General features: G+C 66.5%; 21 protein-coding genes and 1 other RNA gene. 12 read left to right on the top strand and 10 right to left on the bottom strand.

All coding sequences use genetic code 11. From position 1 onward, the window contains the following. The first annotated feature begins 130 nt into the window (after positions 1-130). On the top strand, positions 131-1,318 hold the full coding sequence (locus tag DIE11_RS10800; protein ID WP_124623441.1) for a gamma-glutamyl-gamma-aminobutyrate hydrolase family protein: 1,188 nt from the start codon (positions 131-133) through the stop codon (positions 1,316-1,318). 114 nt (positions 1,319-1,432) lie between these two features. Beyond that, complete coding sequence (locus DIE11_RS10795; RefSeq protein WP_124623437.1) at positions 1,433-2,134, top strand: DUF2968 domain-containing protein; 702 nt, start codon at positions 1,433-1,435, stop codon at positions 2,132-2,134. 81 nt (positions 2,135-2,215) lie between these two features. Here DIE11_RS10795 and DIE11_RS10790 read toward each other — a convergent pair whose 3' ends face one another. Beyond that, positions 2,216-3,166, bottom strand: a complete 951-nt coding sequence (locus DIE11_RS10790) for a hypothetical protein (RefSeq protein WP_185633740.1) — start codon at positions 3,164-3,166, stop codon at positions 2,216-2,218. Between the two features lie 350 nt (positions 3,167-3,516). Between DIE11_RS10790 and DIE11_RS10785 the strand changes: the two genes are divergently transcribed. Continuing rightward, complete coding sequence (locus tag DIE11_RS10785) at positions 3,517-4,812, top strand: MFS transporter (RefSeq protein ID WP_124623434.1); 1,296 nt, start codon at positions 3,517-3,519, stop codon at positions 4,810-4,812. A gap of 72 nt (positions 4,813-4,884) precedes the next feature. On the opposite strand, the gene DIE11_RS10780 is transcribed toward DIE11_RS10785, so the two are convergent. Then, entirely contained in the window at positions 4,885-6,723 is a 1,839-nt protein-coding gene (locus DIE11_RS10780; protein ID WP_409364567.1) for a tetratricopeptide repeat protein, read from the bottom strand. A gap of 130 nt (positions 6,724-6,853) precedes the next feature. Here DIE11_RS10780 and DIE11_RS10775 point away from each other — a divergent pair, with 130 nt between their 5' ends. After that, positions 6,854-8,512, top strand: a complete 1,659-nt coding sequence (locus tag DIE11_RS10775; protein ID WP_124623428.1) for an FAD-dependent monooxygenase — start codon at positions 6,854-6,856, stop codon at positions 8,510-8,512. Between the two features lie 8 nt (positions 8,513-8,520). Here the strand turns inward: DIE11_RS10775 and DIE11_RS10770 are convergent, their stop codons facing one another. The 4 genes from DIE11_RS10770 to DIE11_RS10755 are packed head-to-tail and all read right to left on the bottom strand — an operon-like array spanning position 8,521 to position 13,823. Next, on the bottom strand, positions 8,521-8,772 hold the full coding sequence (locus DIE11_RS10770) for a formate dehydrogenase subunit delta (RefSeq protein WP_059598996.1): 252 nt from the start codon (positions 8,770-8,772) through the stop codon (positions 8,521-8,523). Between the two features lie 7 nt (positions 8,773-8,779). Next, entirely contained in the window at positions 8,780-11,731 is a 2,952-nt protein-coding gene (gene fdhF, locus DIE11_RS10765; protein WP_124623425.1) for a formate dehydrogenase subunit alpha, read from the bottom strand. A gap of 17 nt (positions 11,732-11,748) precedes the next feature. Continuing rightward, entirely contained in the window at positions 11,749-13,326 is a 1,578-nt protein-coding gene (locus DIE11_RS10760) for an NADH-quinone oxidoreductase subunit NuoF (RefSeq protein ID WP_059598998.1), read from the bottom strand. Further along, positions 13,323-13,823, bottom strand: a complete 501-nt coding sequence (locus tag DIE11_RS10755) for an NAD(P)H-dependent oxidoreductase subunit E (protein WP_124623570.1) — start codon at positions 13,821-13,823, stop codon at positions 13,323-13,325. The genes DIE11_RS10760 and DIE11_RS10755 overlap by 4 nt, the downstream gene beginning before the upstream one ends. 131 nt (positions 13,824-13,954) lie before the next feature. Between DIE11_RS10755 and DIE11_RS10750 the strand changes: the two genes are divergently transcribed. From DIE11_RS10750 to DIE11_RS10740, 3 genes are all read left to right on the top strand, one after another. After that, positions 13,955-15,061: a substrate-binding domain-containing protein gene (locus DIE11_RS10750; RefSeq protein ID WP_124623422.1), complete on the top strand. Its 1,107-nt coding sequence runs from the start codon at positions 13,955-13,957 to the stop codon at positions 15,059-15,061. A 101-nt stretch (positions 15,062-15,162) separates the two neighbouring features. Then, positions 15,163-15,432 carry a hypothetical protein gene (locus DIE11_RS10745; RefSeq protein WP_124623574.1) on the top strand — a complete coding sequence of 90 codons (270 nt, stop codon included), beginning with the start codon at positions 15,163-15,165 and terminating at the stop codon, positions 15,430-15,432. 309 nt (positions 15,433-15,741) lie between these two features. Next, complete coding sequence (locus tag DIE11_RS10740) at positions 15,742-16,095, top strand: DUF4148 domain-containing protein (RefSeq protein ID WP_059599002.1); 354 nt, start codon at positions 15,742-15,744, stop codon at positions 16,093-16,095. Positions 16,096-16,355: 260 nt separating this feature from the next. Here DIE11_RS10740 and ssrA read toward each other — a convergent pair. The 4 genes from ssrA to ompA form a co-directional block, all read right to left on the bottom strand. Then, positions 16,356-16,725, bottom strand: a transfer-messenger RNA (tmRNA) gene (gene ssrA / locus DIE11_RS10735). Between the two features lie 17 nt (positions 16,726-16,742). Beyond that, positions 16,743-17,459 carry an HAD-IA family hydrolase gene (locus DIE11_RS10730; RefSeq protein ID WP_124623420.1) on the bottom strand — a complete coding sequence of 239 codons (717 nt, stop codon included), beginning with the start codon at positions 17,457-17,459 and terminating at the stop codon, positions 16,743-16,745. A gap of 13 nt (positions 17,460-17,472) precedes the next feature. Further along, positions 17,473-18,171: a bifunctional 2-polyprenyl-6-hydroxyphenol methylase/3-demethylubiquinol 3-O-methyltransferase UbiG gene (gene ubiG, locus DIE11_RS10725; RefSeq protein ID WP_044844843.1), complete on the bottom strand. Its 699-nt coding sequence runs from the start codon at positions 18,169-18,171 to the stop codon at positions 17,473-17,475. Between the two features lie 153 nt (positions 18,172-18,324). Next, positions 18,325-18,993 (bottom strand): outer membrane protein OmpA, encoded by a 669-nt coding sequence (ompA, locus tag DIE11_RS10720; protein ID WP_006400736.1) that lies wholly within the window; start codon positions 18,991-18,993, stop codon positions 18,325-18,327. Between the two features lie 536 nt (positions 18,994-19,529). On the opposite strand from ompA, the gene gyrA reads away from it, so the two are divergent. From gyrA to DIE11_RS10695, 5 genes are all read left to right on the top strand, one after another. Next, positions 19,530-22,133, top strand: coding sequence for a DNA gyrase subunit A (gene gyrA / locus DIE11_RS10715; RefSeq protein WP_059599005.1), 2,604 nt, complete (start codon positions 19,530-19,532; stop codon positions 22,131-22,133). Positions 22,134-22,216: 83 nt separating this feature from the next. Next, complete coding sequence (locus DIE11_RS10710) at positions 22,217-22,816, top strand: DUF2059 domain-containing protein (RefSeq protein ID WP_011883810.1); 600 nt, start codon at positions 22,217-22,219, stop codon at positions 22,814-22,816. Between the two features lie 161 nt (positions 22,817-22,977). Further along, the gene (serC, locus tag DIE11_RS10705; RefSeq protein WP_124623417.1) at positions 22,978-24,060 is read left to right on the top strand and encodes a 3-phosphoserine/phosphohydroxythreonine transaminase; all 1,083 of its coding nucleotides are present in this window, start codon (positions 22,978-22,980) and stop codon (positions 24,058-24,060) included. A gap of 33 nt (positions 24,061-24,093) precedes the next feature. After that, the gene (pheA, locus tag DIE11_RS10700; RefSeq protein ID WP_059599006.1) at positions 24,094-25,176 is read left to right on the top strand and encodes a prephenate dehydratase; all 1,083 of its coding nucleotides are present in this window, start codon (positions 24,094-24,096) and stop codon (positions 25,174-25,176) included. 186 nt (positions 25,177-25,362) lie between these two features. After that, positions 25,363-26,289 carry a prephenate dehydrogenase/arogenate dehydrogenase family protein gene (locus tag DIE11_RS10695; RefSeq protein ID WP_124623415.1) on the top strand — a complete coding sequence of 309 codons (927 nt, stop codon included), beginning with the start codon at positions 25,363-25,365 and terminating at the stop codon, positions 26,287-26,289. The last annotated feature ends 2 nt before the right edge of the window (positions 26,290-26,291 follow it).

The raw sequence follows: 26,291 nt of genomic DNA, 5'->3' as shown, positions 1-26,291 counted from the left end.
GCCTGGCGGCGGATGCGACGAGTTGCAACAATATCGACAGGATGTTGCTCGTTTACCGCGCGATCGTGCACTGAAGCATAATGAATCCTCGTCAATCCACCACGCGCGAGCGACGTACCAGACCATCGTCATGAGCGAAATCACGCCTTCCCCGGCCGGTCTGCCCGGCACCTCTTCCGCTTCTACCGATTCCCCCCGTTCCAGGCCGGCGCACACGCCGGAGGCGTCTGCCACGCAGGCTGCCGCTGCGCAAGTCGTCGCGGCGGACGGTGCGTCGCCGGTCACCGCGGCGTCCGAGCCGGGCGCCGCAGGCACGACAGGTGCTGCAGCCGAAGGCGCTGCAGTGCCGCCGAAACCCGGTGCCGCGCCGCCCGGTTTTGGCGCGCAGCCCGATTTCGACACGCCGCGTTCGCCGCCCGCGAGCGCGCAGAACGCGCCGCCGGCATACCTGAAGCAAAGCGACACGCCGTGGTCGGTGTTCGGGCGGATCATCGCGGCACGCGCACGCCGGATCTTCGATCGCGCCGGCCAGCGGATCACGCAGCGTACGCTGCGCATCGGCGTGTCGGCGCGGATCTTCCATCCGGAGCCGGGCGCGAAGGGACTGCGCGGCAAGACACTGCAGTATCTCGAGGAATCGATCGCGCACTGGGTGATGTCGCGCGACGTGCTCGTGTTCATGATCCCGACTGTCGGTCACCAGGGCATGCTGCATCCGAGCAACATTCGCCTGCGCGACTACGCGAAGCATCTCGACGGCCTGCTGCTGCAAGGCGGCGCCGACGTGTCGCCGCAAACCTACGCGGCGTCGGATGCGCGCCCCGAATGGCCAGGTGACCGCGTGCGCGACATGTACGAGCTCGAGCTGTTTCACGAGTTCGTCGAGTCCGGCAAGCCGGTGCTCGGCGTGTGCCGCGGCTGCCAGCTGATCAACGTCGCGTTCGGCGGGTCGCTGTACCAGGACATCGCGACGGACGTGCCGACCGCGAATGCGCACGTGAGCGAGCATTACGACCAGCATCGCCACGCCATCCGCTTCCCCGACTCGTCGACGCTCGCGAGCATGTTCCCCGGGCGCAGCGAAGCGATCGTGAACTCGATTCACCATCAGGCGATCCGCGATCTCGGCCGCGATCTGAACATCGAGGCCGTGTCGGCCGGTGACGGGATCATCGAAGGCATTCGCTACCGGCGTGCACCGTTCGTCGTCGGCGTGCAATGGCACCCGGAGTTTCATCGTGCTGGCGGCGCCGAGTTGCTCGACTGCACGCCGCTGCTCGATGCGTTCCTGCGAGCGGCTCGCGATACCCGCCTGTAAGCCGCTCTTGTATCGCCGCGCAGGAAGGCTGGCCGCATCCCGATAAATTCGAGATGCGGCCGTTTCGTTTTGAACGATAATCGCGACTCCCGATTCGTTCGCCGGAGTCTGACGTTGGTCTTCCGAGATTTTTCCCCTGCACGATGCGCAACGTGGATCGTTGCGCTGGCCGCCTGCGCGCACGCGGGCGCAGCGTGGTCCGACGCGACCGCGCCCGTCGCGGGCACGCGCCCCGCGGTGACGAGTCTGAGCGGCGATGTCGCGACTGCGGCACCGGCCTCCGCGGCATCCTCCACGGATGCCACCGCGCAAGGCAACGTCGCCGAACTCACGCAGATGCTGCATGACGGACGAATCGTCGAGATGCGCACCACCTACAACGGCAGCTATGGCGCAAGCCTGATGTTCGATCCGAGCGAGATGACGTATTACGTCGCGCTGTTTCAGGACAAGCATCTGTGGCGCGTGATCAGGTCGCAGGAGAAAAGCCGTGCGGAGATGGTGTACGCGAACTTCGTCCAGCAGACGGTGCAGCTCGCGGACGTCGAAATTCGTCGCACCGAACTCGAGGCGCAGAAGACGTTCCTCGAACGCGTGATCGCGCTGCAGGCGAATCGCGCGCAGCAACTGCAGGCCGATCTGAATGTCGCGCGCGGCCAGCAGGCCGAGGTGGCGCAGCGGCAGAAAGCGGCGCAGGAGCAGACGCGGGCGCTGCAGATCGAGAAGCGGGCCGCGCAGGTGCAGTTGCGTGATCTGCAGGAGCAGGTGCGGCAACTCGAGCGGCAGTCGGAAACGGGGTTGCCCGCGCACAAGTGACGATTCGGTGCGATCGACCGACGGACGGACGAACGAAAACCCGGCGAAGCCTGCTTCGCCGGGTTTTTTGTTGGGCGCGTGTCAGCGGATGAGCGTATCCGGTCCGTCGGTCAGGCGGCGGTGGGACAGTTGTGCTGTCCAGTCGAAACCGGCGCCGGGCGCGTCGGCCGCCGGTGCCGCGCGATCGGGGTGCAGTGCGTTCACCATCGCGATAAGCGTGAGCGGGTCGTCGAGCGGATCGAGCGGGGCTCCGGGACGCGCAGGCGAACCGACGCGATCGGGCGTCGGCGTGCGCGACGCGTGGCGCGTGACCGATGGGCGCGCGGCGAGTCGCGGCGCGGAATGTGCGTGCACGCGTGCCGTTGTCGTGCGCCTGTGGTCCGGCCGATGCGGCGTCGGCGGCGCTGCGATGGCGACGCGCTGAACGTTCGGTGTCATCTCGGAGCGTCGCGGCGCTGGATGGGTCGTCGCGCCGCGTGTGACGGGCGCGCCTCTGGAAGGCGTCGCAAACGGCCGCGCTGCGACGGGCTGCGCCGGTGCGACGGTCGGCATGGCGGGCGCCACCGCGGCCGTTTGCACGGCACCCATGGACTGCACGGCATGCTCCGGCACGACGCCAACGATCTGCGTCGCGGGCGCAGGCGCGAAACCCGGTAACGGCTCGTGCGCGGCGATCAGCCAGCCGATGATGCCGAGTGCGCCGATGCTCCAGCAGGCGGCGTGCCGCGCACGTCGGTCATGCGCGCGACCGGCGGCATGCTCGATGTGCTGGCCGGCGGCGCGCGCCGCAACGTCCGGTACACCGGCAGACACCGGGCGCGTGGCGGGCGGCGATTGCCAGCGACACGCGCGATGCGGTGCTCCGACGTCGATGCATGAGGTCTTCAGGATGGCTGCGCAGCGCGTGCCGAGTCGGGTGCCGGGCGCGCCGCTGAACGTCCATTCGCGGCCGAACGGCGGCACGCCGTCGAGCGGTGCGACACGAGGGCGGGCAAGCGGACCTTCGACGGAAACGAGGAGCGTTGGGATCATGAGGGCGGTACGCGATGCGACACAGGCAACGATGCCGGCCGCGGCGCGAATAGCGTGGCAAGTTGTGAAATTGTGGTCAGTCGACGGCGACCGGTCGATCAGATCAATCTGATTTTTTGTACGCGTTTCGAGGCGATTCGTACCAGTCGAACGCGGCGACGGTGATCGCGGGCCCGGCCCAAGGCAATTGTCGGCTTCGCGTGGCATCATTTGCCGTCCATGCCGGCGTGTACATCATTGTGCTGCGTGCCTCCGGCTGGCAGCGATGTTCGTGCGTGCCGGTCCGGTGCCACACGCATCGTCGGATCCACACGGCGCCGATGTCGCGCCATCCGAGCCGAGAGAACAACATGTCCACAGCAACACACGCCGTCGCGCAGGAATCGAAGGTTCGTACCGTGTTCCGGGTCGTCAGCGGCAACTTCCTGGAAATGTACGACTTCATGGTCTACGGGTATTACGCGTCGGCCATCGCGAAAACCTATTTTCCGAGCGGCAACGCGTTCGCGTCGCTGATGCTGTCGCTATCGGTGTTCGGCGCGGGCTTCCTGATGCGCCCGGTCGGCGCGATCGTGCTCGGCGCGTACATCGACCACCACGGCCGCCGCAAGGGGCTGATCCTGACGCTCGGACTGATGGCACTCGGCACGCTCACGGTGGCCGCGATACCCGGCTATGCGACGATCGGCGTGCTCGCGCCGGTGCTCGTGCTGCTCGGCCGGTTGCTGCAGGGCTTTTCCGCGGGCGTCGAGCTCGGCGGCGTGTCGGTCTACCTGTCGGAGATCGCGACGAAGGGCAACAAGGGGTTCTACACGTCGTGGCAATCGGGCAGCCAGCAGGTGGCGGTCGTGTTCGCGGCGTTCGTCGGCGTGCTGCTGAACCGCGCGCTGCCAGTCGAGGACATGACCGCGTGGGGCTGGCGCATTCCGTTTCTGATCGGCTGTCTGATCGTCCCGTTCCTGTTCCTGATCCGTCGTTCGCTGAAGGAGACCGACGAATTTCTTGCGAAGCGTCATCGTCCGACGATGGGCGAGATCATGCGTTCGATGCTCGAGAACTGGGGTGTCGTGATTGCCGGCATGGGAATGGTGATCATGACGACGGTGTCGTTCTACATGATCACGGCCTACACGCCGACGTTCGGCAAGGAAGTGCTGCACCTGTCGTCGCTCGACGCACTCGTCGTGACCGTCTGCGTCGGCCTGTCCAATCTCGTCTGGCTGCCGCTGTCCGGCGCGCTGTCGGATCGCATCGGCCGCCGCCCGGTGCTGATCGCGTTCACGGTGCTCACGCTGCTGTCGGCCTACCCGGCCGTGCTGTGGCTCGTGGCCGATCCGTCGTTCCTGCGGCTGCTGGCGGTCGAGCTGTGGCTGTCGTTCCTGTACGGCTCGTACAACGGCGCGATGGTCGTCGCGCTGACCGAAGTGATGCCGGCCGACGTGCGCACGGCCGGCTTCTCGCTGGCGTACAGCCTCGCGACGACGATCGGCGGTTTTACGCCGGCGATCTCGACGTTGCTGATCCACCAGACCGGCAACAAGGCGGCGCCGGGGCTGTGGTTGAGCGTCGCCGCGATTTGCGGGCTGATCGCGACGCTCGTGCTGTATCGCACGCCCGAGGCGCGCAACCAGTACAAGGCGGCTTGACACCACCTGCGTCGCATCACGTCGAACGAAAAAAGGAGCGCGCCGCGCTCTTTTTTTTCTGCGTTCGGCCACTCAGGCGTCGCGCAACGCGTCGGCGACTGCCGCCGCCACGTCGAGCCATTGCCCCGGTGCGGACTGGCGGGCGAGCTTCGCGTGCGGATACCAGGGGCAGTCGTCGCCGGTGAACCAGCGCCAGTCGGGTGCGAACGGCAGCATGATCCACAGCGGCTTGCCGAGTGCGCCCGCGAGGTGCGCGACCGCTGTGTCGATCGTGACGACGCCGTCGAGTCGTTCGATCAGCGCGGCCGTATCGGCGAAGTCGTTCAGCCGCCCATCGAGGCGATGCACGCGCGGATGCGCGTCGACGCGCGCCCGTTCGTCTTCGTCGAGCGCCGGCTGCAGCACGACCCAGTCGATGTCCGGCAGTGCGAGCAGCGGTGCGAGCGCGTCGAACGGCATCGAGCGGTTTTCCTGCGCTTGCCGGCGCCCTGACCACGCGAGACCGAACTTGCGCTTCGACTGGCCACCGACCGAGCCGCGAAAGCGCCGGCGCGCGCTGTCCGGCGCGTCGAGGTAGCGCTTGCCCGCGACGATGTCGGCCGGCTGCAGGCCGAGCAGGAACGGCAGGCTCATCAGCGTGCACGCGACGTCCGCCGCCGGCGGCTTCGCGGCGCCCTGTGCGACGAGCGTCACGCGCCAGCGTGCCGCGGCCGGCGTGAGCAGCGCGACGAGTTCCGGCTGCACTTCGAGCACGACGCGCGCGCAGCGTGCGCGCGCGAGCGGCACGAAGCGGACGAACTGCAGCGTGTCGCCGAAGCCCTGTTCCGCGCGGATCAGCAGCGTGCGCGACGCAATCGGCTCGCCTTGCCAGCGCGGCAGCGTGCCGAGCGGCGTTGCGCCCGGCGTGTCGTGACGCGCTTCGTATGCGGGCAGGCCGCGGGTGAAGTCGCCCAGCGTAAGCAGCGTGACGGCGCGATGCAGGTGCGCGAGTTTGAGGTCGGGAGCGACGCGCAGCGCCTGGTCGAACGCGCGCAGCGCCATCTCGTGCGCGCCGAGTGCGTGATGTGCGTTGCCGAGGTTCAGCCACGCGAGACTGAACGACGGATCGAGGCCGACCGCCCGTTCATAGTAGGGCAGCGCTTCGCGCTGGCGTGCCTGCGCGCACAGCGCGTTCGCGAGCCCGAAAAGGGCGAGTGGGAATGGCGGGTGCAGCGCGAGCGCGGCTTCGAATGCGGCGGCGGCTTCGCCGTGACGGCCGACCGCCTCGAGCGTGTTGCCGAGATTGAAATGCGCGGCGACGAAGCGCGGCTGCGCGGCGATCGCCGCCCGGAAGTGCGCGATCGCGTCGTCGGCCCGGCCCATCGCGTTCAGGGCCATCGCGAGATTGTTGTGCGCACCGGCATGCCCGGGCCGCAGCTCGAGGGCGCGATGGAATGCGGCGAGCGCGTCGTCGTGACGGCCGAGGGCATTCAGCGCGTTGCCGAGGTTGTTGTGGATCGATGCGTCGTCGGGCGTGAGCCGAAGTGCGCGGCCGAACGCATCGACGGCATCCTCGTGGCGCTGCAGCGCCGCATACGCGTTGCCGAGGTTGTAGTGCGCGAGCGGAAATTCGGGCGCGAGCGTCAGCGCGTTGCGAAAGCGGTCGATCGCTTCGTCGAGTCGGCCGAGCGCCTTCAGCGCGTTGCCGAGATTGAGCTGCAGCGCGGCATCGTTCGGGCGCAGCTCGACCGCACGCCCGACGAGATCGGCCGCCTCGGCATGCTGGCCCTGCTGATGCCGCAGCACGCCGAACAGATGCAGTGCGTCGGCGTCGGCGGGATTGGTGGCGAGTGCGGTGCGATAGCCGTGCTCGGCCTCGGCGAGGTGGCCCGCGCGGTGCGCGGCATACGCTCGGTCGAATGCGGAATCCATGACGCGAAAACTGACGGAAAGCGCGTATTTTCCCACACTGCGCGGGGGTACCCCAGATCGGCCGATTGGCATATGGCCCCGTCACGCGGAGCGGCGTAGACTTGCACAATCGCGTGTCATCGAGGTTCTCATGGCTGACACACCGCTCGATATCCCGCCCGTGCTGATCGTCGGCGCGGGCCCGACTGGCCTTGCCGCCGCGATGGCGCTCGCGCGTGCCCGCGTGCCGGTGCGTATCATCGACCGGCTCGCCGCGCCCGCACCGTATTCGCGCGCGATCGGCATCCAGGCGCGCACGCTCGAACTGCTGGAGCAGCATCGCGCGGTCGAACCATTTCTCGCGTTGGGCCATCGTGCGCATGCGGCCGTACTGCACGCGGACGGCCGCGTGATCGCGCGGCTCGATTTCGATCCGCTGCAAACGCGCTATCCGTATTTGCTGTTTCTCGACCAGAGCATCACCGAGCGGCTGCTCGCCGAGCACCTGGCCGGGTTCGGTGTGACGGTCGAACGCGGCGTCACGTTGACCGCGTGCGACGCGGGCGGTACGTCGCTCGACGTGACGATCCGCGGCGCCGACGGTCTTGAACAGGCGTTCGCACCGTCGTACCTGATCGCCGCCGACGGCGCGCACAGCACGGTGCGCCATCTGCTCGGCCTGGGCTTCGCCGGGCATGCGTTCGAGCAGACCTTCCTGCTCGCCGATTTCGCGGCGATACCCGACTGGCCGGACGAGGAGATCCACCTGTTCACGACGCCGGACGGCATCGCGGGGCTGTTTCCGATGGGTGGCGGCCGCTACCGGCTCGTCGCCGACCGGCCGCCCGGCGGCGACGCATCGCCCGATGCGCCGGCCACCCCGACGCTCGACGAATGCGAGGCGATCGTGCGCGCTCGCGTCGGCGCGTCGATCGCGCCGAGCGATCTCGCGTGGTCGGCGTATTTCCACCTGCATAGCCGGATGGTCGACCGGCTGCGTCACGGGCGCGTGTTCTTCGCGGGCGACGCCGCGCACGTTCACAGCCCGGCGGGCGCGCAGGGCATGAACACGGGTATCCAGGAAGCGTTCAATCTCGGCTGGAAGCTCGCGCGCGTGCTTTGCGCAGGCACGCCGGAGCGGCTGCTCGACACGTATCACGCGGAGCGCCATCCGATCGAGCGTGATGTATTGCGGCAGACCGGCTTCATCACGCAGATCGTCGAAGCCGACCACGGCGCGATGAAGCTGCTGCGCGATCATGTCGTGCCGCTGCTGGCGTCGTTCGGGCCGGTGCGCGACGCGGTGCGCCGCACTGTCAGCGAGCTCGGCGTGCAATACCGGAAAAGCCCGCTCTCGCTCGAACGCGTGCTCGATGGCGGGCCGCGCGCGGGCGAGCGTGCGCCCGACGCGCTCGTGCACGTCGTCGACGGGCCGCTCGGCCGGGCGCCCGGGACCGCGAGACTATACGACCTGCATGACCCGGCGAGCTTTACGCTGCTGCTGCTCGAGGAGCCGGCAAGTGCCGACACGGGCGACACGGGCGATGTAGCGCCGATGCCTGCGGACGCGCAGGCGCTTGCGCAGGGGCTGGAGCGGATCATGCCAGGTGCCGTGCGAACGTGGCGCGTCGCCGATGCCGAAAGCGACGGCGACGATGGGCTCGCGCAGGTATACGGCCGTTCGAGGCCGTCGTTCTACCTGCTGCGTCCCGATGGCTACATCGCGGTGCGCGGCCGTACCGCCACCGACGCGAACGCGCTGCTGCGCCATTGCGAAAGCTGGTTCGCGGGCATGCCGGTGCCCGCGTAGCGCGGCGCTCAGGCGGTGGCCGCGGCCGGCACGAGCGATGCGCGGTGCGCGGCGATCGCGTCGCGCACGATCGGCGCGGCGCGTTGCGCGGCTTCGCTCGACGGATCGTCTAGCGCGGCGAGTAGCGCGCGCCGCATCCGCGGTTCCCAGAAGCGCCGGATGTGATCTGCGATTCCGGCCAGCGCTTCTTCGCGATCGGGCATCGATTCGAAGAACGCGCCGATCTGGTTGGCCATGTCGATCAGGTGTCCGTTGTCCATCGCGTCCTCACTTGCCCGTCGTCGCGGCAGCCGGCGTGGCGGCGCGGCGCTCGAGCAGATCGAGCTGCTCCGAGTTGAAACGTGCATACGCGCGCTGCCAGTCCGACGGCTGCGCAACCGGCATGACCTGCACGGCCGTGACCTTGTATTCCGGGCAGTTCGTGGCCCAGTCGGAGCTGTCCGTCGTGATCACGTTCGCGCCCGACTCGGGGAAGTGGAACGTCGTGTACACGACACCCGGCTGCATGCGGTCGGATACGAGCGCGCGCAGTACCGTCTGGCCGGCCCGCGATTCGATGCCGACCCAGTCGCCGGTCCGGATCCCGCGATCCTCCGCATCGTGCGGATGAATCTCGAGGCGATCCTCTTCGTGCCACCGGACGTTCTCGGTCCGGCGCGTCTGCGCGCCGACGTTGTATTGCGACAGGATGCGGCCCGTGGTCAGGATCAGCGGATAGCGCTGCGTGACCTTTTCCGGCGTCGGAATGAACTGCGTAATCACGAACCGGCCCTTGCCGCGCACAAACGCGTCGATATGCATCGTCGGCGTGCCGTCCGGTGCATCTTCGTTGCACGGCCACTGGATGCTGCCGAGCGTGTCGAGCTTCTTGTACGACACGCCCGAGAAGGTCGGCGTGAGCCGCGCGATCTCGTCCATGATTTCCGACGGATGCGTGTAGTGCATGTCGTAGCCGAGCGCCTGCGACAGCAGCAGCGTCACTTCCCAGTCGGCGTAACCCGCGAGCGGCGGCATCACCTTGCGTACGCGAGAGATGCGGCGCTCCGCGTTCGTAAACGTGCCGTCCTTCTCGAGGAACGTCGAACCCGGCAGCAGCACGTGCGCGTATTTCGCGGTTTCGTTCAGGAAGATGTCCTGCACGACGATGCATTCCATCGACGACAGCGCGGCCGCGACGTGCTGCGTGTTCGGGTCCGACTGGACGATGTCCTCGCCCTGGCAGTAAAGCCCCTTGAAGCTGCCGTCGAGCGCCGCGTCGAACATGTTCGGGATGCGCAGCCCCGGTTCCGGTTGCAGCGTGGCCGACCATGCTTCCTCGAACTGGCTGCGCACGATTGCGTCGCTGATGTGCCGGTAGCCGGGCAGCTCGTGCGGGAACGAACCCATGTCGCACGAGCCTTGCACGTTGTTCTGGCCGCGCAGCGGATTGACGCCGACGCCTTCGCGACCGATGTTGCCAGTCGCCATCGCGAGGTTCGCGATGCCCATCACCGTCGTCGAGCCTTGCGCGTGTTCGGTCACGCCGAGGCCGTAGTAGATCGCGGCGTTGCCGCCGGTTGCATAGAGGCGTGCGGCCTCGCGCACCAGTTCGGCCGGTACGCCCGTCACGTCCGCGGTGGCCTCGGGCGAGTTGTCGGCGCGCGACACGAAGTCGCGCCATTGCTCGAACGCGCGCGTGTCGCAGCGTTCGGCGACGAATGCCTCGGCGACGAGCCCTTCGGTGACGATCACGTGCGCGAGCGCGTTGACCATCGCGACGTTGGTGCCGGGGCGCAGCTGCAGGTGGTGCGTGGCCTTCACGTGCGGGCCGTCGACCACGTCGATGCGGCGCGGGTCGATCACGATAAGCTTCGCGCCTTCGCGGATGCGACGCTTCATGCGCGAGCCGAACACAGGGTGGCCGTCGGTCGGGTTCGCGCCCATCACGACGATCACGTCGGCCTGGCCGACCGACGCGAAGGTCTGCGTACCGGCCGATTCGCCGAGCGTCGCCTTCAGGCCATAGCCGGTCGGCGAGTGGCACACGCGTGCGCAGGTATCGACGTTGTTGTTGCCGAACGCGGCGCGTACCAGCTTCTGCACGAGGTAGGTTTCCTCGTTCGTGCAGCGCGACGACGTGATGCCGCCGATCGAATCGCGGCCGTATTTCTGCTGCAGCTTGCGGAATTGCGTCGCCGCGTACGTGAGCGCTTCTTCCCAGCTGACTTCGCGCCACGGGTCGGTGATCTTCTCGCGGATCATCGGTTTCGTGATGCGGTCCTTGTGCGTTGCGTAGCCCCACGCGAAGCGGCCCTTCACGCACGCATGACCTTCGTTCGCGAGGCCGTTCTTGTGCGGCGTCATGCGCACGACCTGCGTGCCCTTCATCTCGGCCTTGAGCGAGCAGCCGACGCCGCAGTACGCGCAGGTCGTGACGACCGAGTGCTCGGCCTGGCCGAATTGGATGACGGACTTCTCCTGCAGCGTGGCGGTCGGGCACGCGGCGACGCAGGCGCCGCACGATACGCATTCCGATTCCATGAACGATTCGCTTTCGCCGGCGGCGACGCGCGATTCGAAACCGCGCGCGGCGATCGTCAGCGCGAACGTGCCTTGCGTTTCCTCGCATGCGCGCACGCAGCGGTTGCAGACGATGCACTTCGACGGATCGTACGTGAAATACGGATTCGATTCGTCCTTCTGCTCGCGCAGGTGATTCGCGCCGTCGAAACCGTAGCGCACTTCGCGCAGCCCGACCACGCCCGCCATGTCCTGCAGCTCGCAGTTGCCGTTGGCGGGGCAGGTGAGGCAGTCGAGCGGGTGGTCGGAGATGTACAGCTCCATCACGTTGCGGCGCAGCGACTGCAGCCGGTCCGACTGCGTGCGCACCTTCATCCCGGCTTCGGCGGGCGTCGTGCACGATGCCGGATAGCCGCGCCGGCCCTCGATTTCGACCAGGCACAGGCGGCACGATCCGAACGGTTCGAGCGAATCGGTCGCGCAAAGCTTGGGCACGTTGACGCCGGCTTCGATCGCGGCGCGCATCACCGACGTGCCGGCCGGCACCGTCACCGGCTGGCCGTCGATTTCGAGCGTGACGTCGGTATCGGCATGCCGTTGCGGCGTGCCGTAGTCGGTTTCGTCGAACGGATCGCGCACGCGCGCCTGGGCGGCGCTCTTGCACGCGCATTGGCCCGAGCCGCAGCCGCCTTGGCGGACGTTGTTCGTGTCGAGGGACATTCAGGGCTCCTTCTGGGTCAGGCCGCAGCCTTGACCGGACCCGACGCGGCTTGCTTGCCGGCGGCGAGCCCGAAATCTTCGGGGAAATGGTCGAGCGCGGACAGCACCGGGTAAGGCGTCATCCCGCCCATCGCGCACAGCGAGCCGGCGAGCATCGTGTCGCACAGGTCGCGCAGCAGCGTGACCTGTCGCTCCGACTTATCGCCCTGGCGAATGCGTGCGATCGTCTCGACGCCGCGCGTCGATCCGATCCGGCACGGCGTGCACTTGCCGCACGATTCGATCGCGCAGAACTTCATCGCGTATTCGGCGAGCTCCGCGAGATTCGACGTGTCGTCGTGCAGCACGATGCCGCCGTGGCCAACGACCGCGCCGATTGCCGTGTACGCCTCGTAGTCGAGTGGCACGTCCCACTGGTGATCGGGCAGATAGGTGCCGAGCGGGCCGCCGACCTGGGCGGCGCGCGCGGGCCGGCCGCTTGCCGTGCCGCCGCCGTAGTCGAACAGCAGCTCGCGCAGCGTGACGCCGAACGCGAGCTCCACGAGCCCGCCGTAGCGGATGTTGCCCGCGAGCTGGAACGGCAGCGTGCCGCGCGAGCGACCCATCCCGTAGTCGCGATAGAACGCGGCGCCGCGCGCGAAGATCACCGGCGCGGTCGCGAGCGTGATCACGTTGTTGATCACGGTCGGCTGGCCGAACAGGCCGGCGAGCGCGGGCAGCGGCGGCTTCGCGCGCACGACGCCGCGCTTGCCTTCGAGCGATTCGAGCAGCGCCGTTTCCTCGCCGCACACGTAGGAGCCCGCACCCTTCGCGACGTGCAGGTCGAACGCATGCGCGGAGCCGAGCACGCGTTCGCCGAGCCAGCCGGCTTCACGGGCGCGCTCGATCGCGGTTTCCAGTGCCGCGATCGCGTGCGGGTATTCACTGCGCACGTAGATGTAGCCGAGCGTCGCGCCCGTCGCGATGCCCGCGATGATCATCCCTTCGATCAGGCAGTACGGATCGCTTTCCATGATCAGGCGATCGGAGAACGTGCCCGAATCGCCTTCGTCCGCGTTGCAGACGATGTATTTTTGCGTCGCGCTGGCCTGCCGGACGGTGCGCCACTTGATGCCGGCCGGGAAGGCAGCGCCGCCGCGGCCGCGCAGCCCCGATTCGATCAGCAATTCGCACGCGGCGCCGCCGTCGAGCGCGAGCGCGTTCTTCAGGCCGGCGAGGCCGTCGTGCTTCAAGTAATCGTCGATCGACAGTGGATCGGTCAGGCCGATGCGCGCGAACGTGAGGCGCTGCTGGCGCGCGAGATAGGGCAGGGCGTCGACTACGCCGACGCCGCTCGGATGCGCGCCGCCGTCGAGCCAGTTCGCGTCGAACAGGGCGGGCACGTCCGCGGCTGACAGGTTCGCGTAGCCGACGCGACCGGCGGCCGTGCCGACCTCGACGAGCGGCTCGAGCCACAGCAGCCCACGCGAGCCGTTGCGGATCAGTTCGATCGCGACGCCGCGCCGCTCGGCTTCCGCAACGATCGCGGCGGCGAGCGCGTCGGCGCCGAGCGCCAGCGCTGACGAGTCGCGCGGAACGTAGATGCGGGTCGTCATGCTGCCTCCGAAGTGTGCGCGGTCGCGTCGGCGAGCAGGGCGTCGAACTTCTCCGGCGTGACCTTTGCGTGCAACACGCCGTTGACCGTCATCGACGGCGATTGCGCACACAGCCCGAGGCAGTAGACCGATTCGAGCGCGATGTCGTCCGGCGCGTGCGCGTCGGCGCCATCGCCGTGCGCCGCGTCGAATCGACAACCCGTGCGCGCTTCCGCGTGCGCGGCCAGCGCTTCGCAGCCCATGCTGCGGCACGCCTCGGCGCGGCACATCTGGATCGTCACGCGCGCGGGCGGCGCGGTGCGGAAGTGGTGATAGTAGGTGAGCACGCCGTGCACTTCGGCGCGCGACAGGTTCAGCGCCTTCGCGAGCGGCGCGACGCAGCCTGCCGGCACGTAGCCTGCATCGTCCTGGATCGCATGCAGGATCGCGACGAGCGAGCGGCCGGCACGCGCGTGGCGCTCGACGAGCGCGTCGGGCGCAGGGGAATTCGGGGACATCGGTTATGCTCCTCCAAAGTCTCATATGTGCCGTCAATTCATATAGTGCACATCGGGACTTCGTCCTGATTGATTTTAAGCAACGATAAGCGGAAGATTTCGCAGTCGCAATAGGAAATCGGAGTACATAATTGATTCGAATCGAATGCGACGCGTATCTGACCGTACGCGACACGGAGGGCCGGACGGCGAGCCTGTCGGACGTCGCCCCGTTGCTGGAGCTCGTGGCCGATACGGGCAGCATCGCGCAGGCCGCGCAGGCGAAAGGTCTGTCGTATCGGCACGCGTGGGGCATGCTGCGGACGCTTGAGGCGTGCGTCGGCGGCGAGTTGATCGAGACGGCACGCGGCAAGGGATCGACGCTGTCGGAGCTGGGGCAGGCGGTCGTCGACGCGCAGCGACTCGCGCGAAACCGTCTCGATGGGAACCTGCGCGCGCTGGCAGCCGAGGTGGCGAGCGACCTGAACCGGCGCCTCGCGCAGCGCGACGGCGCCGTGCGCATCCATGCATCGCACGGCTACGCGGTTGCGACGCTCGTCTCCGCGCTTGTCGACGCGCAGGCAGCCGTCGACATCAAGTATCGCGAGAGCGTCGAGGCCGTGCAGGCGCTCGCGCGCGGTGAATGCGAGCTGGCCGGTTTTCATCTGCCACGCGGCGCGTTTCGCGAACAGTGCGCACAGATCTACCGGCCGTGGCTCGACGACACCCGTCACGTGCTGATTCATCTGACGCGTCGCCAGCAGGGGCTGTTCGTGCCGCGCGGCAACCCGAAGCAGGTCAGCGGGCTCGCCGATCTCGCCCGCAACGACATCCGTTTCGTCAACCGGCAGCCGGGGTCAGGCACGCGCATGCTGCTCGATCTTGCATTGCGCGCGATCGGCATCGATCCCGAGCGTATCGACGGCTATGCGTCGGCCGAACTCACGCACTCGGCGATCGCCGCGTTCGTCGCGAGCGGGATGGCCGATCTCGGCTTCGGCGTCGAGCCGGCCGCCCATCACTTCGGGCTCGATTTCATCCCGGTCGTCGACGAGGACTATTACTTTGCGTGCGAACGCGCGCAGCTCGACTCGCGACCGCTCGCCGGCGTGCTCGCCTTGCTGCGCGATGCGCGCTTCGTCGACCGCGTCGCGCATCTCGACGGCTACGATCCGGCCGCGTGCGGGACGCTGACCGGCATCGCGGACGGATTCGCCGGTATCGTCGGGAGCGGTATGCCGGACGGCAATGTACGGTAACGGGGACGCGCGCGAACCGCGCTGCAGCAGCGAGGGATTTGCGCTACGCTTGCCGCTTGATCAACGTTCCAACAAGCACGCCGTTCAGGCGTCATCCCGCCATGAAACTATCCGTTCCTTTCTCCGCGGCAGCGTTGACCGCAGGGCTTCTTGTTGCCGTTTCGCCGTTGGCGCTCGCGCAGAATTCACCCGGCCTGCCCGGCGGGATCCTGAGCGACCAGTTCCGCCTGAACGAGCATCCGCAGATGCCGTTCGCGGCGTCGGCGCCGTCGCAGAAATACCAGAACGGCAAGAAGTCGGCATTGCGCCGCAAGGGCGATTTGGGGGACCCGAACGGCTGCAACCTGAAGTGTCCGATGGACACACAATAAGCAGGCGCTGACGCGCCGGGTTGTCGACGCCGCGATCGTTTGTCCGAACCGCGCCGATGCCGCGCGGTTCCTTTGGAGCCCCGCAGGGTGTGCTGCCCGGCGGGGCTTATGCTTTGTGGTTCGGCCTCGCATAGTGTGATCGTGCGGGGCTGGACCGGATCCATACCATCCTAGGGTTAACCCTTGTTTCGGGAAGGATGTCTTCCTGAAACCTGCCTTATTCTTAAGCACGCGCCTACATAAACTTCGGTTTGTCAGCGATGAACGGGTGTTCACCGCGAAATCAGACAAATCTGGAGGTAGGTCATCATGAAGTCGCTCGTTCAAGCCGTTGTCGTTGCTGCTGCTCTCGTTGCCCCGGTCGTGTCGTTCGCGCAGTCCGGCTCGGCACTCACCCGCGCACAGGTTCGTGCCGAACTGGTTCAGCTCCAGCAGGCCGGTTACAACACCGCCCGCGGCGAAGATCCGCATTATCCGGAAGCGATCCAGGCCGCCACGGCGCGTGTCGCAGAGCAACAGCGCAGCGCGCTCGCCCAGGCGCAAGGCGCCGACGCCAGCGGTTATGGCGCGCAGGTGCAAGGCGCATCGGCAGCGGGTTCGCGTGCGATCGGCGTGCGTCCGGCCAGTGCAGAAGAAATGAAGTCGCTGTATCGCGGCAGCTAAGCTGCACATCGCCCGGTGAGGCCGTGCTGCGCGTGCGATGACGCGTCGCGTGCCGGGCAGGGTGTCGTCCGCCGCGGTCGATCACCGTGCGGGCGACGCCGAACATCCGTCACCTCCTGCCGTCGGAATGCTGGCGGCATTCCGCCCGGCCCGTCCGGGGCTGGGCGCTTTTTCGGAAGGCGCGGGACGTTCGGCTTCCCCGGCAACAAAAAACCCCGCAGACTCGCGTCGTGCGGGGTTCGTGCGTCAAGCGCGAAATTTGGTGGAGGCGGCGGGAATCGAACCCGCGTCCAGAAGCGCTCCACGACTAGTTCTACATGTTTAGTTCAGTCATTTGATTTAACCGCAGCGACGCGGACGAACACGCTGCACTACGGCGATTCGCTAGATTTTCGACCCTGGCGTCGCGACGCCGACAGGGCTTAACTGACGTAAATGACCTCTGGCGGTATTGCTACCGGTCTTGCGACACTAGCCCGTCAGTGAACTAGGCAGAGGACGGCGGCCGTTAGGCTGCCAGTGCGAACGTATCGTCGTTTGCAGTTACGATTTTCCCATTGATTAACGAGGTGACGGGTCCTCGACATGCCCTAGCCGCTTCACAACCCCTGTCGAAACCAGGTCGCCCCCGCGGATAAGATCCATCATTATAGCCCAACATGGCGCAGCAGTTCGCGCAGTTCCTGCGTCGTGCCGACGAGATGCTGCGCCTGCCAGTCAGCCGGCGCGACGCCGTCACCGCAGTAGCCGTACGCGGCCGCGACCGTTGCCATCCCCGCCGCGCTGCCGGCCTGGATGTCGCGAAGATCGTCGCCGACGTAGACGATGCGCTCCGGCGCGAGCGTCATTTGTTCCGCCGCATGCAACAGCGGGGCCGGATGCGGTTTCGAGTGCGGCGTTGTGTCGCCCCCGACGATGCAGGCCGCGCGCGGCGCGAGGCCGAGCAGGTCGGCGAGCGGCGCGGTGAGACGCATCGCCTTGTTCGTGACGATGCCCCAGCGCACGCCGCGTCCATCGAGTTCGTCGAGCACGTCGCCGATGCCGGGGAACAGCACTGTGTGCACGCAGATGTCGGTCGCGTAATTGGTCAGGAACTCGTCGCGCATCGCATCGTAGCCGGGCGAATGCGGATCGATTCCGAATGCGCCGCCGAGCAGGCCCCGCGCACCGGCCGATGCCAGCGGCCGCAGCACGTCGAGCGACGTTTCGGGCAGGCCGCGCACGCGCTGCATCTTGTGGACTGCAGCGGCGAGATCGGGCGCCGTGTCGGCGAGCGTGCCGTCGAGGTCGAACAGCACGGCATCGCAGTGCAGCAGGCGCGGCGCGTCGAATGCGGGCCGCTCGGTCGAAAGGGGAATCGTCATGCCGGTCGGAGGGTCACGCGCCTCGGCGGCACGCGACGAGATAGTTGATGTCGGTGTCGTTCGACAGCGCGAAGCGCTTGCCGATCGGGTGATAGGTAATACCCTTGATCTCCACGATGTGCAGATCGGTCCCGCGCACGAAGCTCGCCAGTTCCGATGGGCGGATGAAGCGCGCGTAGTCGTGGGTGCCCTTCGGCAGCATCTGCGCGATGTACTCAGCGCCGATTACCGCGAACAGGTAGGACTTCAGGTTGCGGTTCAGCGTGGAGAAGAACACCCAGCCGCCCGGCTTCACGAGCGTCGCGCACGCGGCGACGACGCCGGCCGGCGAAGGCACGTGCTCGAGCATCTCCATGCAGGTGACGACGTCGTAAGTGCCCGGCTCGCGTTCGGCGATCGCTTCGGCGGCGATCGCCTCGTAGTCGACCGTGATGCCGCTTTCGAGGCTGTGCAGGTCGGCGACGCCGAGCGCTTCGGTCGACAGGTCGATGCCTTTCACCTGGGCGCCGAGCCCGGCCATTGATTCGGACAGGATGCCGCCGCCGCAGCCGATATCGAGTGCGCGCTTGCCGGCGAGGTGCGCATGCGAATCGATCCAGCCGAGCCGGACCGGATTCAGGTCGTGCAAGGGCTTGAATTCGGCATTCGGGTCCCACCACCGATGGGCGAGGTCGCTGAATTTCTGGAGTTCGTGCGGATCGGCGTTGGTCATGTCGGCAAACGGGCTACGGAAGGAGGGCGGTGCGTCGGTACGTCAGCCCCGAGTATATAAGGGGGGCGCACAACGAGGCCAGCGAGCGCCTGGACGGGCGTCAAAGAAAAAGCCCCGCCGGAGCGGGGCTTTGAAGCAGTCGAAAACCGCGGCTTACTGCGCCGGAACGGTCGTCTTCTGAACTTCTTGCGTACCGACCACTTCGACTTCCACGCGGCGGTCCGGTGCGAGGCAGGCGATCAGTTGCTTGCGGTTCTTCTGGTTGCAGCCGGTCGTGACCGGGTTGCGCTTGCCCTTGCCTTCCGTGTAGATCTTGTTGGCCGGGACACCCTTGCTGACCAGGTACGACTTGACAGCTTGTGCGCGGCGCAGCGACAGGCGGTCGTTGTACTTGTCCGAACCGATGCGGTCCGTGTAGCCCGTAGCGACGACCACTTCCGTGTTCATGCCCTGGATCTTCGAAGCCAGTTCGTCCAGCTTTTGCTTGCCCAGCGGCTTGAGCGTTGCCTTGTCGAAGTCGAACAGTGCGTCGGCTTGGTACGTGATCTTCTGGCTCGTGATGGCCGGAGCAACCGGAGCGACCGGCGGCTGCGGTGCCTGGGCGACCAGTGCGCCATCGCACTTCGCGTTGGCGGTGGCCGGCGTCCAGAACGCGTCACGCCAGCAGAGCTCGTTCGTGCCGTTCATCCACACCCATTCGCCCGTGCCGTTCACCCAGTTGTCGTTGACGGCTTGACGCGACGCCGGCACCGACTGTGCCGAAGCGGATGCAGCCATAACTGCGGTAGCTGCAATGAACGCGAGCTTTGAAAGTTTATTCATATTTCTCCTCTCGAAATTGAGATTACCGCAGGTTTACTGCGAGCCTGTTGACGGTGACAAGTCATACATTGCTCGAAGTATAACATTGGTGCGGCACAAAAAACGCGGCACCGCTCTGTGTAGACTTCGAGCAGCGTCTAACTTTCAGTGCGTTGGCATTTTGCCATATCGTTCCCTTCCTACGAAAAAAAATCCTCCCCACCCCAAGATCGCTTCAACTTTGTGGTGCATGCGCAACACCTGCCTGCCGTAACTTTCAGAGATTGTCAAGAGTGTGTCCGCGAAATTGCATGAAAGGCCGCAAGGGTTTACGCGCATGCGTGACAAGGGTCCGAGCGCCCTGGGCTTCCTGAATGGGGCGCGATCATGGCCGGTCCGGGACGCCTTTGCCATGGGCCGTGATTTTTGCTGTTTACATATAGAGGGGGTGGCGAATTGGCGGCTGATGCGTGCATGTTAGAATCTCGCGTTGCGTTGCGCATGCAGCGCCCACGCGAAAGGCGTTCGCCGTCTTCGCTCCGAAACGATACGGATACATGGATCAATTCGCCAAAGAGACCCTGCCCACCTCCCTAGAGGAGGAAATGCGCCGTTCGTATCTCGATTACGCGATGAGCGTGATCGTCGGACGTGCCCTTCCGGATGTCCGCGATGGCCTGAAGCCCGTGCACCGGCGCGTATTGTTCGCGATGCACGAACTGAACAACGACTGGAACCGCGCGTACAAGAAATCGGCGCGTATCGTCGGTGACGTGATCGGTAAGTATCACCCTCACGGCGATACCGCGGTGTACGACACGATCGTGCGGATGGCGCAGGACTTCTCGCTGCGCTACATGCTGATCGACGGACAGGGCAACTTCGGCTCGATCGACGGTGACAATGCCGCGGCGATGCGTTACACCGAAATTCGCATGGCGAAGATCGGTCACGAGTTGCTCGCCGACATCGACAAGGAAACGGTCGACTTCGAGCCGAACTACGACGGCAACGAGATGCAGCCGTCGGTCCTGCCGTCGCGCATCCCGAACCTGCTGATCAACGGCTCGTCGGGTATCGCGGTCGGCATGGCGACCAATATCCCGCCGCACAACCTGAACGAAGTCGTCGACGCGTGCCAGCACCTGCTGAACAACCCGGAAGCGACGATCGACGAGCTGATCGAGATCATCCCGGCGCCGGACTTCCCGACGGCCGGCATCATCTACGGTGTCGCCGGCGTGCGCGACGGCTATCGCACCGGGCGCGGCCGCGTCGTGATGCGCGCGGCCACGCACTTCGAGGAGATCGACCGCGGTCAGCGGATGGCGATCATCGTCGACGAGCTGCCGTACCAGGTGAACAAGCGCTCGCTGCTCGAGCGTATCGCCGAGCTCGTCAACGAGAAGAAGCTCGAAGGCATCTCCGACATCCGCGACGAGTCCGACAAGAGCGGCATGCGTGTCGTGATCGAGCTGAAGCGCGGCGAAGTGCCGGAAGTGGTGCTGAACAACCTGTACAAGGCGACGCAGCTCCAGGACACGTTCGGCATGAACATGGTCGCGCTCGTCGATGGCCAGCCGAAGCTGCTGAACCTGAAGGAAATCCTGCAGTGCTTCCTGTCGCATCGACGCGAAGTGCTGACGCGCCGCACGATCTACGAACTGCGCAAGGCCCGCGAACGCGGCCACGTGCTCGAAGGTCTCGCGGTCGCGCTCGCGAACATCGACGAGTTCATCGCGATCATCAAGGCAGCGCCGACGCCGCCGATCGCGAAGCAGGAGTTGATGGCGAAGCCGTGGGATTCGTCGCTCGTGCGCGATATGCTGACGCGCGCCGAGGCCGAGAACGCGTCGGCGGGCGGCCGCTCCGCGTACCGTCCGGAAGGCCTGAACCCGGCGTTCGGGATGCAGGCCGACGGGCTGTACCGTCTGTCCGACACGCAGGCGCAGGAAATCCTGCAGATGCGTCTGCAGCGCCTGACCGGTCTCGAGCAGGACAAGATCATCGGCGAGTACCGCGAAGTGATGGCGCAGATCGCCGACCTGCTGGACATCCTCGCGCGCCCCGAGCGGATCACGACGATGATCGGCGAGGAGCTGACGGCGGTGAAGGCCGAATTCGGCGACGCACGCCGCTCGAAGATCGAGCTGAACGCGACCGAACTGAATACCGAAGACCTGATCACGCCGCAGGACATGGTCGTCACGATGTCGCACGCGGGCTACGTGAAGTCGCAGCCGCTGTCCGAGTATCGCGCGCAGAAGCGCGGCGGCCGCGGCAAGCAGGCGACGCAGATGAAGGAAGACGACTGGATCGAGACGCTGTTCATCGCGAACACCCACGACTACATCCTGTGCTTCTCGAACCGCGGCCGCGTGTACTGGGTCAAGGTCTATGAAGTGCCGCAGGGCTCGCGCAACTCGCGCGGCCGTCCGATCGTCAACATGTTCCCGCTGCAGGAAGGCGAGAAGATCAACGTCGTGCTGCCGGTCAAGGAGTTCTCGGCCGACAAGTTCATCTTCATGGCGACGTCGCTCGGCACCGTGAAGAAGACGCCGCTCGAAGCATTCAGCCGCCCGATGAAGAAGGGCATCATCGCGGTCGGCCTCGACGACGGCGACTTCCTGATCGGTGCATCGATCACCGACGGTGCGCACGACGTGATGCTGTTCTCCGACGCCGGCAAGGCCGTTCGCTTCGACGAGAACGACGTGCGTCCGATGGGTCGCGAAGCGCGCGGTGTGCGCGGCATGCAGCTCGAGGACGGGCAGCAGGTCATCGCGATGCTGGTCGCGGGCAGCGAGGAGCAGACCGTGCTCACCGCAACCGAGAACGGCTACGGCAAGCGCACGCCGATCACCGAGTACACGCGCCACGGCCGCGGTACGAAGGGTATGATCGCGATCCAGACGTCCGAGCGCAACGGCAAGGTCGTGGCCGCGACGCTCGTCGACGCCGAAGATCAGATCATGCTGATTACGACGGCCGGCGTGTTGATTCGCACCCGCGTATCCGAGATTCGCGAGATGGGGCGTGCCACGCAAGGTGTTACACTCATCAGTCTCGATGAGGGTACCAAGCTTTCTGGCCTGCAGCAGATCGCGGAGGCCGAAGAGGGCGATGGCGAGGCCGACGAGGCGTCGGACGGCGAAGCCTGAAGAACGGATGAGACTCTGGCCGCCGCGGGCGTGAAGCGCCGCGGCCGGCGAGCAACCATTCATATTTCCAAAAGGGAGTGATGATGCAAAAGCAATTCAAGCAACTGGTTCTGCTGGCTGCACTGGTGCCGACGTTCGCGATGGCGCAAGCGCTGTCGAATTCCGCACCGGCTGCGACCGCGGCAGCTGCGCCGATCGACGCCGACAAGAAGGCGGCGATCAAGGATCTGCTCGACGCGATCGACGCGCCGAAGCTCGTGTCGGCAATCGGCAACAGCGCCGAGATGCAGGCAAAGCAACTCGTGCCGGCGATCCTGTCGGACGCGCTGTCGGAAAACAAGACGCTGAACGACAAGCAAAAGCAAGCCGCCGTGCCGACGCTGCAGAAGAACGCGGTGCCGAAGCTGGTTGACGGTGCGGGCAAGGTGTTCGGCACGCAGCAGTTCCAGAACGACGCGATGTCGGCTCAGTACGACGCTTACGCGAAGTACTACAGCACGTCGGAGATCAAGGATCTGACGACGTTCTACAAGAGCCCGACGGGCCGCAAGTTCATCCAGGTTCAGGATCAGGTCGGTCGCGACGTGGTCAACGGCCTGATGCAGAAGTACATGCCGCAAGCGATCCAGGCAACGCGTACGCAGGCTGACAAGGAAGTCGCTGCAGTCAAGCCGGGCAAGTAAGCCGTCCGGGCACGCCGCCCGGCCGTTCGGCCGGGTTTGGCGGGAGCCTGATGACAGTGCGATAATGGCCGTTTGCGCGCGAGCGCAAGCGGCCATTCCTTTTCTGGCGCGGTTCTTTCTGCCGGCGGCAAGCCGGTCGCGTCCCTCCCGAGGTTTTCACGATGCGCGTCTTTAATTTCTCCGCCGGTCCTGCGGCGCTCCCCGAGGAAGTGCTGCGGCAGGCCGCCGACGAAATGCTCGACTGGCACGGCAGCGGCATGAGCGTGATGGAGATGAGCCATCGCGGCAAGGAATTCATGTCGATCCACGAGGCAGCGCTGACCGACCTGCGCGAGCTGCTCGATGTGCCGGCCAGCCACCGGATCCTGTTCCTGCAGGGCGGCGGCATTGCCGAGAACGCGATCGTGCCGATGAACCTGCTTGGTTCGCGCAAGACCGCCGACTTCGTCGTGACGGGTTCGTGGTCGCAGAAGTCGTTCAACGAAGCGAAGAAATACGGCACGCCGCATCTGGCCGCATCCGGCAAGACGGCCGACGGTTTCACGCGCGCGCCCGCCCGCGCCGAATGGCAGCTGTCGGACGATCCGGCCTACGTGCATCTGTGCACGAACGAGACGATCGACGGCGTCGAGACGTTCGAGATTCCCGACCTCGGCGACGTGCCGCTCGTCGCGGACGTGTCGTCACACATTTTGTCGCGTCCGATGGACGTCGCGAAGTACGGCGTGTTGTTCGGCGGCGCGCAGAAGAACATCGGGATGGCCGGCGTGACCGTCGTGATCGTGCGAGAGGATCTGCTCGATCGCGCGCTGTCGATCTGTCCGTCCGCATTCGAATGGAAGACCGTCGCCGCGAACAACTCGCTGTACAACACGCCGCCTACTTATGCGATCTACATCGCGGGCCTCGTGTTCCAGTGGCTGAGGCGGCAGGGCGGCCTCGAGGCGATCGAGGCGCGCAATATCGAGAAGGCGAAGCTGCTCTACGACACGATCGATGCGAGCAGTTTCTATCTGAACAAGGTCGAGCCGGCGGTGCGGTCGCGTATGAACGTGCCCTTTTTCCTGGCCGACGAAACGCGCAACGAAGACTTCCTTGCCGGCGCAAAGGCGCGCGGGCTGCTGCAGCTGAAGGGCCACAAGTCCGTCGGCGGCATGCGGGCGTCGATCTACAACGCGGTGCCGCTCGAGGGCGTGAAAGCGCTCGTCGAGTACATGAAGGACTTCGAACAGCGCGGCGCCTGAGCGCGCGCTGTTCAAACAGCACGGCAACTACGCATGGACGACGAACTGAATTCCCGCCTGAAACCGCTGCGCGACCGCATCGACGCGATCGACGCGCAGCTGATCGCGCTCCTCAACCAGCGCGCCGCGGTGGCGCTCGAGGTGGGCGAGGTCAAGAAGCATTTCAACGCGCCGGTGTTCCGGCCGGAGCGCGAGCTGCAGGTGATCGCGCGCCTGCAGGACATGAGCGCGGGACCGCTCGCGAGCGAGCACATTAGCGCCATCTGGCGCGAGATCATGGCCGCGAGCCGCGCGCTCGAACAGACGATCCACGTCGCGTTCCTCGGGCCGGTCGGCACGTACAGCGAACAGGCGATGTTCGAGTACTTCGGCCAGTCGATCGAAGGGCTGCCGTGTCCGTCGATCGATGAGGTATTCCGCTCGGTCGAGGCAGGCGCGTCCGCATTCGGCATCGCGCCGGTCGAGAACTCGACCGAAGGTGCGGTGTCGCGCACGCTCGACCTGCTGCTGCAGACGCAGTTGCTGATCAGCGGTGAACTCGCGCTGCCGATCCATCACAACCTGCTCACGCAGAGCGGCACGCTCGACGGCGTGACGCGCGTCTGCGCGCATGCGCAGGCGCTCGCGCAATGCCAGCAGTGGCTTGCCGCGAACGCGCCGCAGCTCGAGCGGCAAGCGGTGTCGAGCAATGCGGAGGCCGCGCGTCTCGCGGCGGCGGATCCGAGCGTCGCGGCGATCGCAGGCGACCGCGCAGCCGCGCACTACGGCCTGCAGATCGCGTTCTCGCTGATTCAGGACGATCCGCACAATCGCACCCGCTTTGTGATCGTCGGCAAGCAGCCGGCCGGGCAGAGCGGTCACGACCAGACGTCGCTGATCGTGTCGGTGAAGAACGAGCCGGGCGCGGTGTTCAAGCTGCTCGAACCGCTCGCGAGGCACGGTGTGTCGATGACGCGCTTCGAGTCGCGCCCCGCGCGGGTCGGCACGTGGGAGTATTACTTCTACATCGACATCGAAGGGCACCGGGACGAGCCAGCCGTGGCCGCCGCGCTCGCGGAGCTCGGCCAGAAGGCCGCGTTCCTGAAGATACTCGGTTCGTATCCGCGCGCGCGCTGACGCGTAGCGGCCCGTCGCCTGCACCAGCAGGCGGCGCGGCGAAGCGGGCGGGGCAGGCCGGGCGGCGCTGCCCAAGGCGGGTTCGGGCGGTATCCGGTGCAGGTCGCGCCGGGTGCGGGCCCGTTGCCCGGAATCTGGACTTCCGTGCGCGGGGCGTCGTTCCGCGCGCGTCACTTGGCTCTTGTCGTGTCAGGCTTTGCATTCAACAAACTTGTCATCTTCGGCGTCGGCCTGATCGGCGGATCGCTGGCGCGCGCGTTGCGCGAGCGCACACCGGGTGGCGCGGGCGAAGTCGTCGGCGTCGGTCGTTCGCGTGCAACGGTCGATCGCGCGCTCGCGCTCGGCGTGATCGATCGCGCGGTGGCGCTCGACGACGATGCGCAACTGCGCGACGCACTTGCCGGCGCCGATCTCGTATTGCTGGCTGCGCCCGTCGCGCAAACGGGCCCGTTGCTCGCGCGCATCGCGCCGTGGCTTGACGCTGCGACGATCGTCACCGACGCTGGCAGTACCAAGTCCGACGTCGTTACGGCGGCACGCGATGCGCTCGGTGCGCGGATTGCGCAATTCGTGCCGGGCCATCCGATCGCCGGGCGCGAATCGAGCGGCGTCGAGGCCGCGCTGCCGGATCTGTACGTCGGTCGCAACGTCGTGCTGTGTCCGTTGCCGGAGAACGCGCCCGAAGCGGTCGCGCGGATCGACGCGATGTGGCGGGCGACCGGCGCCGACGTGCGCACCATGAGCACGGCGCAGCACGATCGCGTGTTCGCGTCGATCAGTCATCTGCCGCACGTGCTGTCGTTCGCGCTCGTAGAGCAAATTCTCGGCGAGACGGATGCCGAACTGAAATTCTCGTACGCGGCGGGCGGCTTCCGCGACTTCACGCGGATCGCGGCGTCGAGCCCGGAAATGTGGCGCGACGTGTGTGTCGCGAACCGCGCGGCGCTGCTCGATGAACTCGACGGCTACACGCGCGTGCTCGCCCGGCTGCGTGCGGCGATCGACGCCGGCGATGGCGCGGCGCTCGAAGCCGTGTTCACTCGCTCGCGCGCTGCACGCAAGGCCTGGCAGGAACGTGGCGCGCAGCCCGCTGCCGAACCGGTCAAGAAATAACA

The sequence above is a fragment of the Burkholderia sp. Bp9012 genome (assembly GCF_003853825.1).
Taxonomy (GTDB): domain Bacteria; phylum Pseudomonadota; class Gammaproteobacteria; order Burkholderiales; family Burkholderiaceae; genus Burkholderia; species Burkholderia diffusa.
This window is presented reverse-complemented; position numbering and strand designations above follow the sequence as displayed.

Bases quoted from the DNA above. Each gene is read 5' to 3' on its own strand.
- fdhF (WP_124623425.1), bottom strand. From the start codon at position 11,731: ATGTCCCTCGACACGAACAACGTCCGCCAAGGCGGCTGCGGCTCGGGC.
- ubiG (WP_044844843.1), bottom strand. From the start codon at position 18,171: ATGACCAACGCCGATCCGCACGAACTCCAGAAATTCAGCGACCTCGCC.
- DIE11_RS10770 (WP_059598996.1), bottom strand. From the start codon at position 8,772: ATGGACAACGGACACCTGATCGACATGGCCAACCAGATCGGCGCGTTC.
- DIE11_RS10740 (WP_059599002.1), top strand. From the start codon at position 15,742: ATGAAGTCGCTCGTTCAAGCCGTTGTCGTTGCTGCTGCTCTCGTTGCC.
- DIE11_RS10780 (WP_409364567.1), bottom strand. From the start codon at position 6,723: ATGGATTCCGCATTCGACCGAGCGTATGCCGCGCACCGCGCGGGCCAC.
- DIE11_RS10775 (WP_124623428.1), top strand. From the start codon at position 6,854: ATGGCTGACACACCGCTCGATATCCCGCCCGTGCTGATCGTCGGCGCG.
- ompA (WP_006400736.1), bottom strand. From the start codon at position 18,993: ATGAATAAACTTTCAAAGCTCGCGTTCATTGCAGCTACCGCAGTTATG.
- DIE11_RS10800 (WP_124623441.1), top strand. From the start codon at position 131: ATGAGCGAAATCACGCCTTCCCCGGCCGGTCTGCCCGGCACCTCTTCC.
- serC (WP_124623417.1), top strand. From the start codon at position 22,978: ATGCGCGTCTTTAATTTCTCCGCCGGTCCTGCGGCGCTCCCCGAGGAA.
- DIE11_RS10760 (WP_059598998.1), bottom strand. From the start codon at position 13,326: ATGACGACCCGCATCTACGTTCCGCGCGACTCGTCAGCGCTGGCGCTC.
- pheA (WP_059599006.1), top strand. From the start codon at position 24,094: ATGGACGACGAACTGAATTCCCGCCTGAAACCGCTGCGCGACCGCATC.
- DIE11_RS10710 (WP_011883810.1), top strand. From the start codon at position 22,217: ATGCAAAAGCAATTCAAGCAACTGGTTCTGCTGGCTGCACTGGTGCCG.
- gyrA (WP_059599005.1), top strand. From the start codon at position 19,530: ATGGATCAATTCGCCAAAGAGACCCTGCCCACCTCCCTAGAGGAGGAA.
- DIE11_RS10745 (WP_124623574.1), top strand. From the start codon at position 15,163: ATGAAACTATCCGTTCCTTTCTCCGCGGCAGCGTTGACCGCAGGGCTT.
- DIE11_RS10730 (WP_124623420.1), bottom strand. From the start codon at position 17,459: ATGACGATTCCCCTTTCGACCGAGCGGCCCGCATTCGACGCGCCGCGC.
- DIE11_RS10785 (WP_124623434.1), top strand. From the start codon at position 3,517: ATGTCCACAGCAACACACGCCGTCGCGCAGGAATCGAAGGTTCGTACC.
- DIE11_RS10755 (WP_124623570.1), bottom strand. From the start codon at position 13,823: ATGTCCCCGAATTCCCCTGCGCCCGACGCGCTCGTCGAGCGCCACGCG.
- DIE11_RS10790 (WP_185633740.1), bottom strand. From the start codon at position 3,166: ATGATCCCAACGCTCCTCGTTTCCGTCGAAGGTCCGCTTGCCCGCCCT.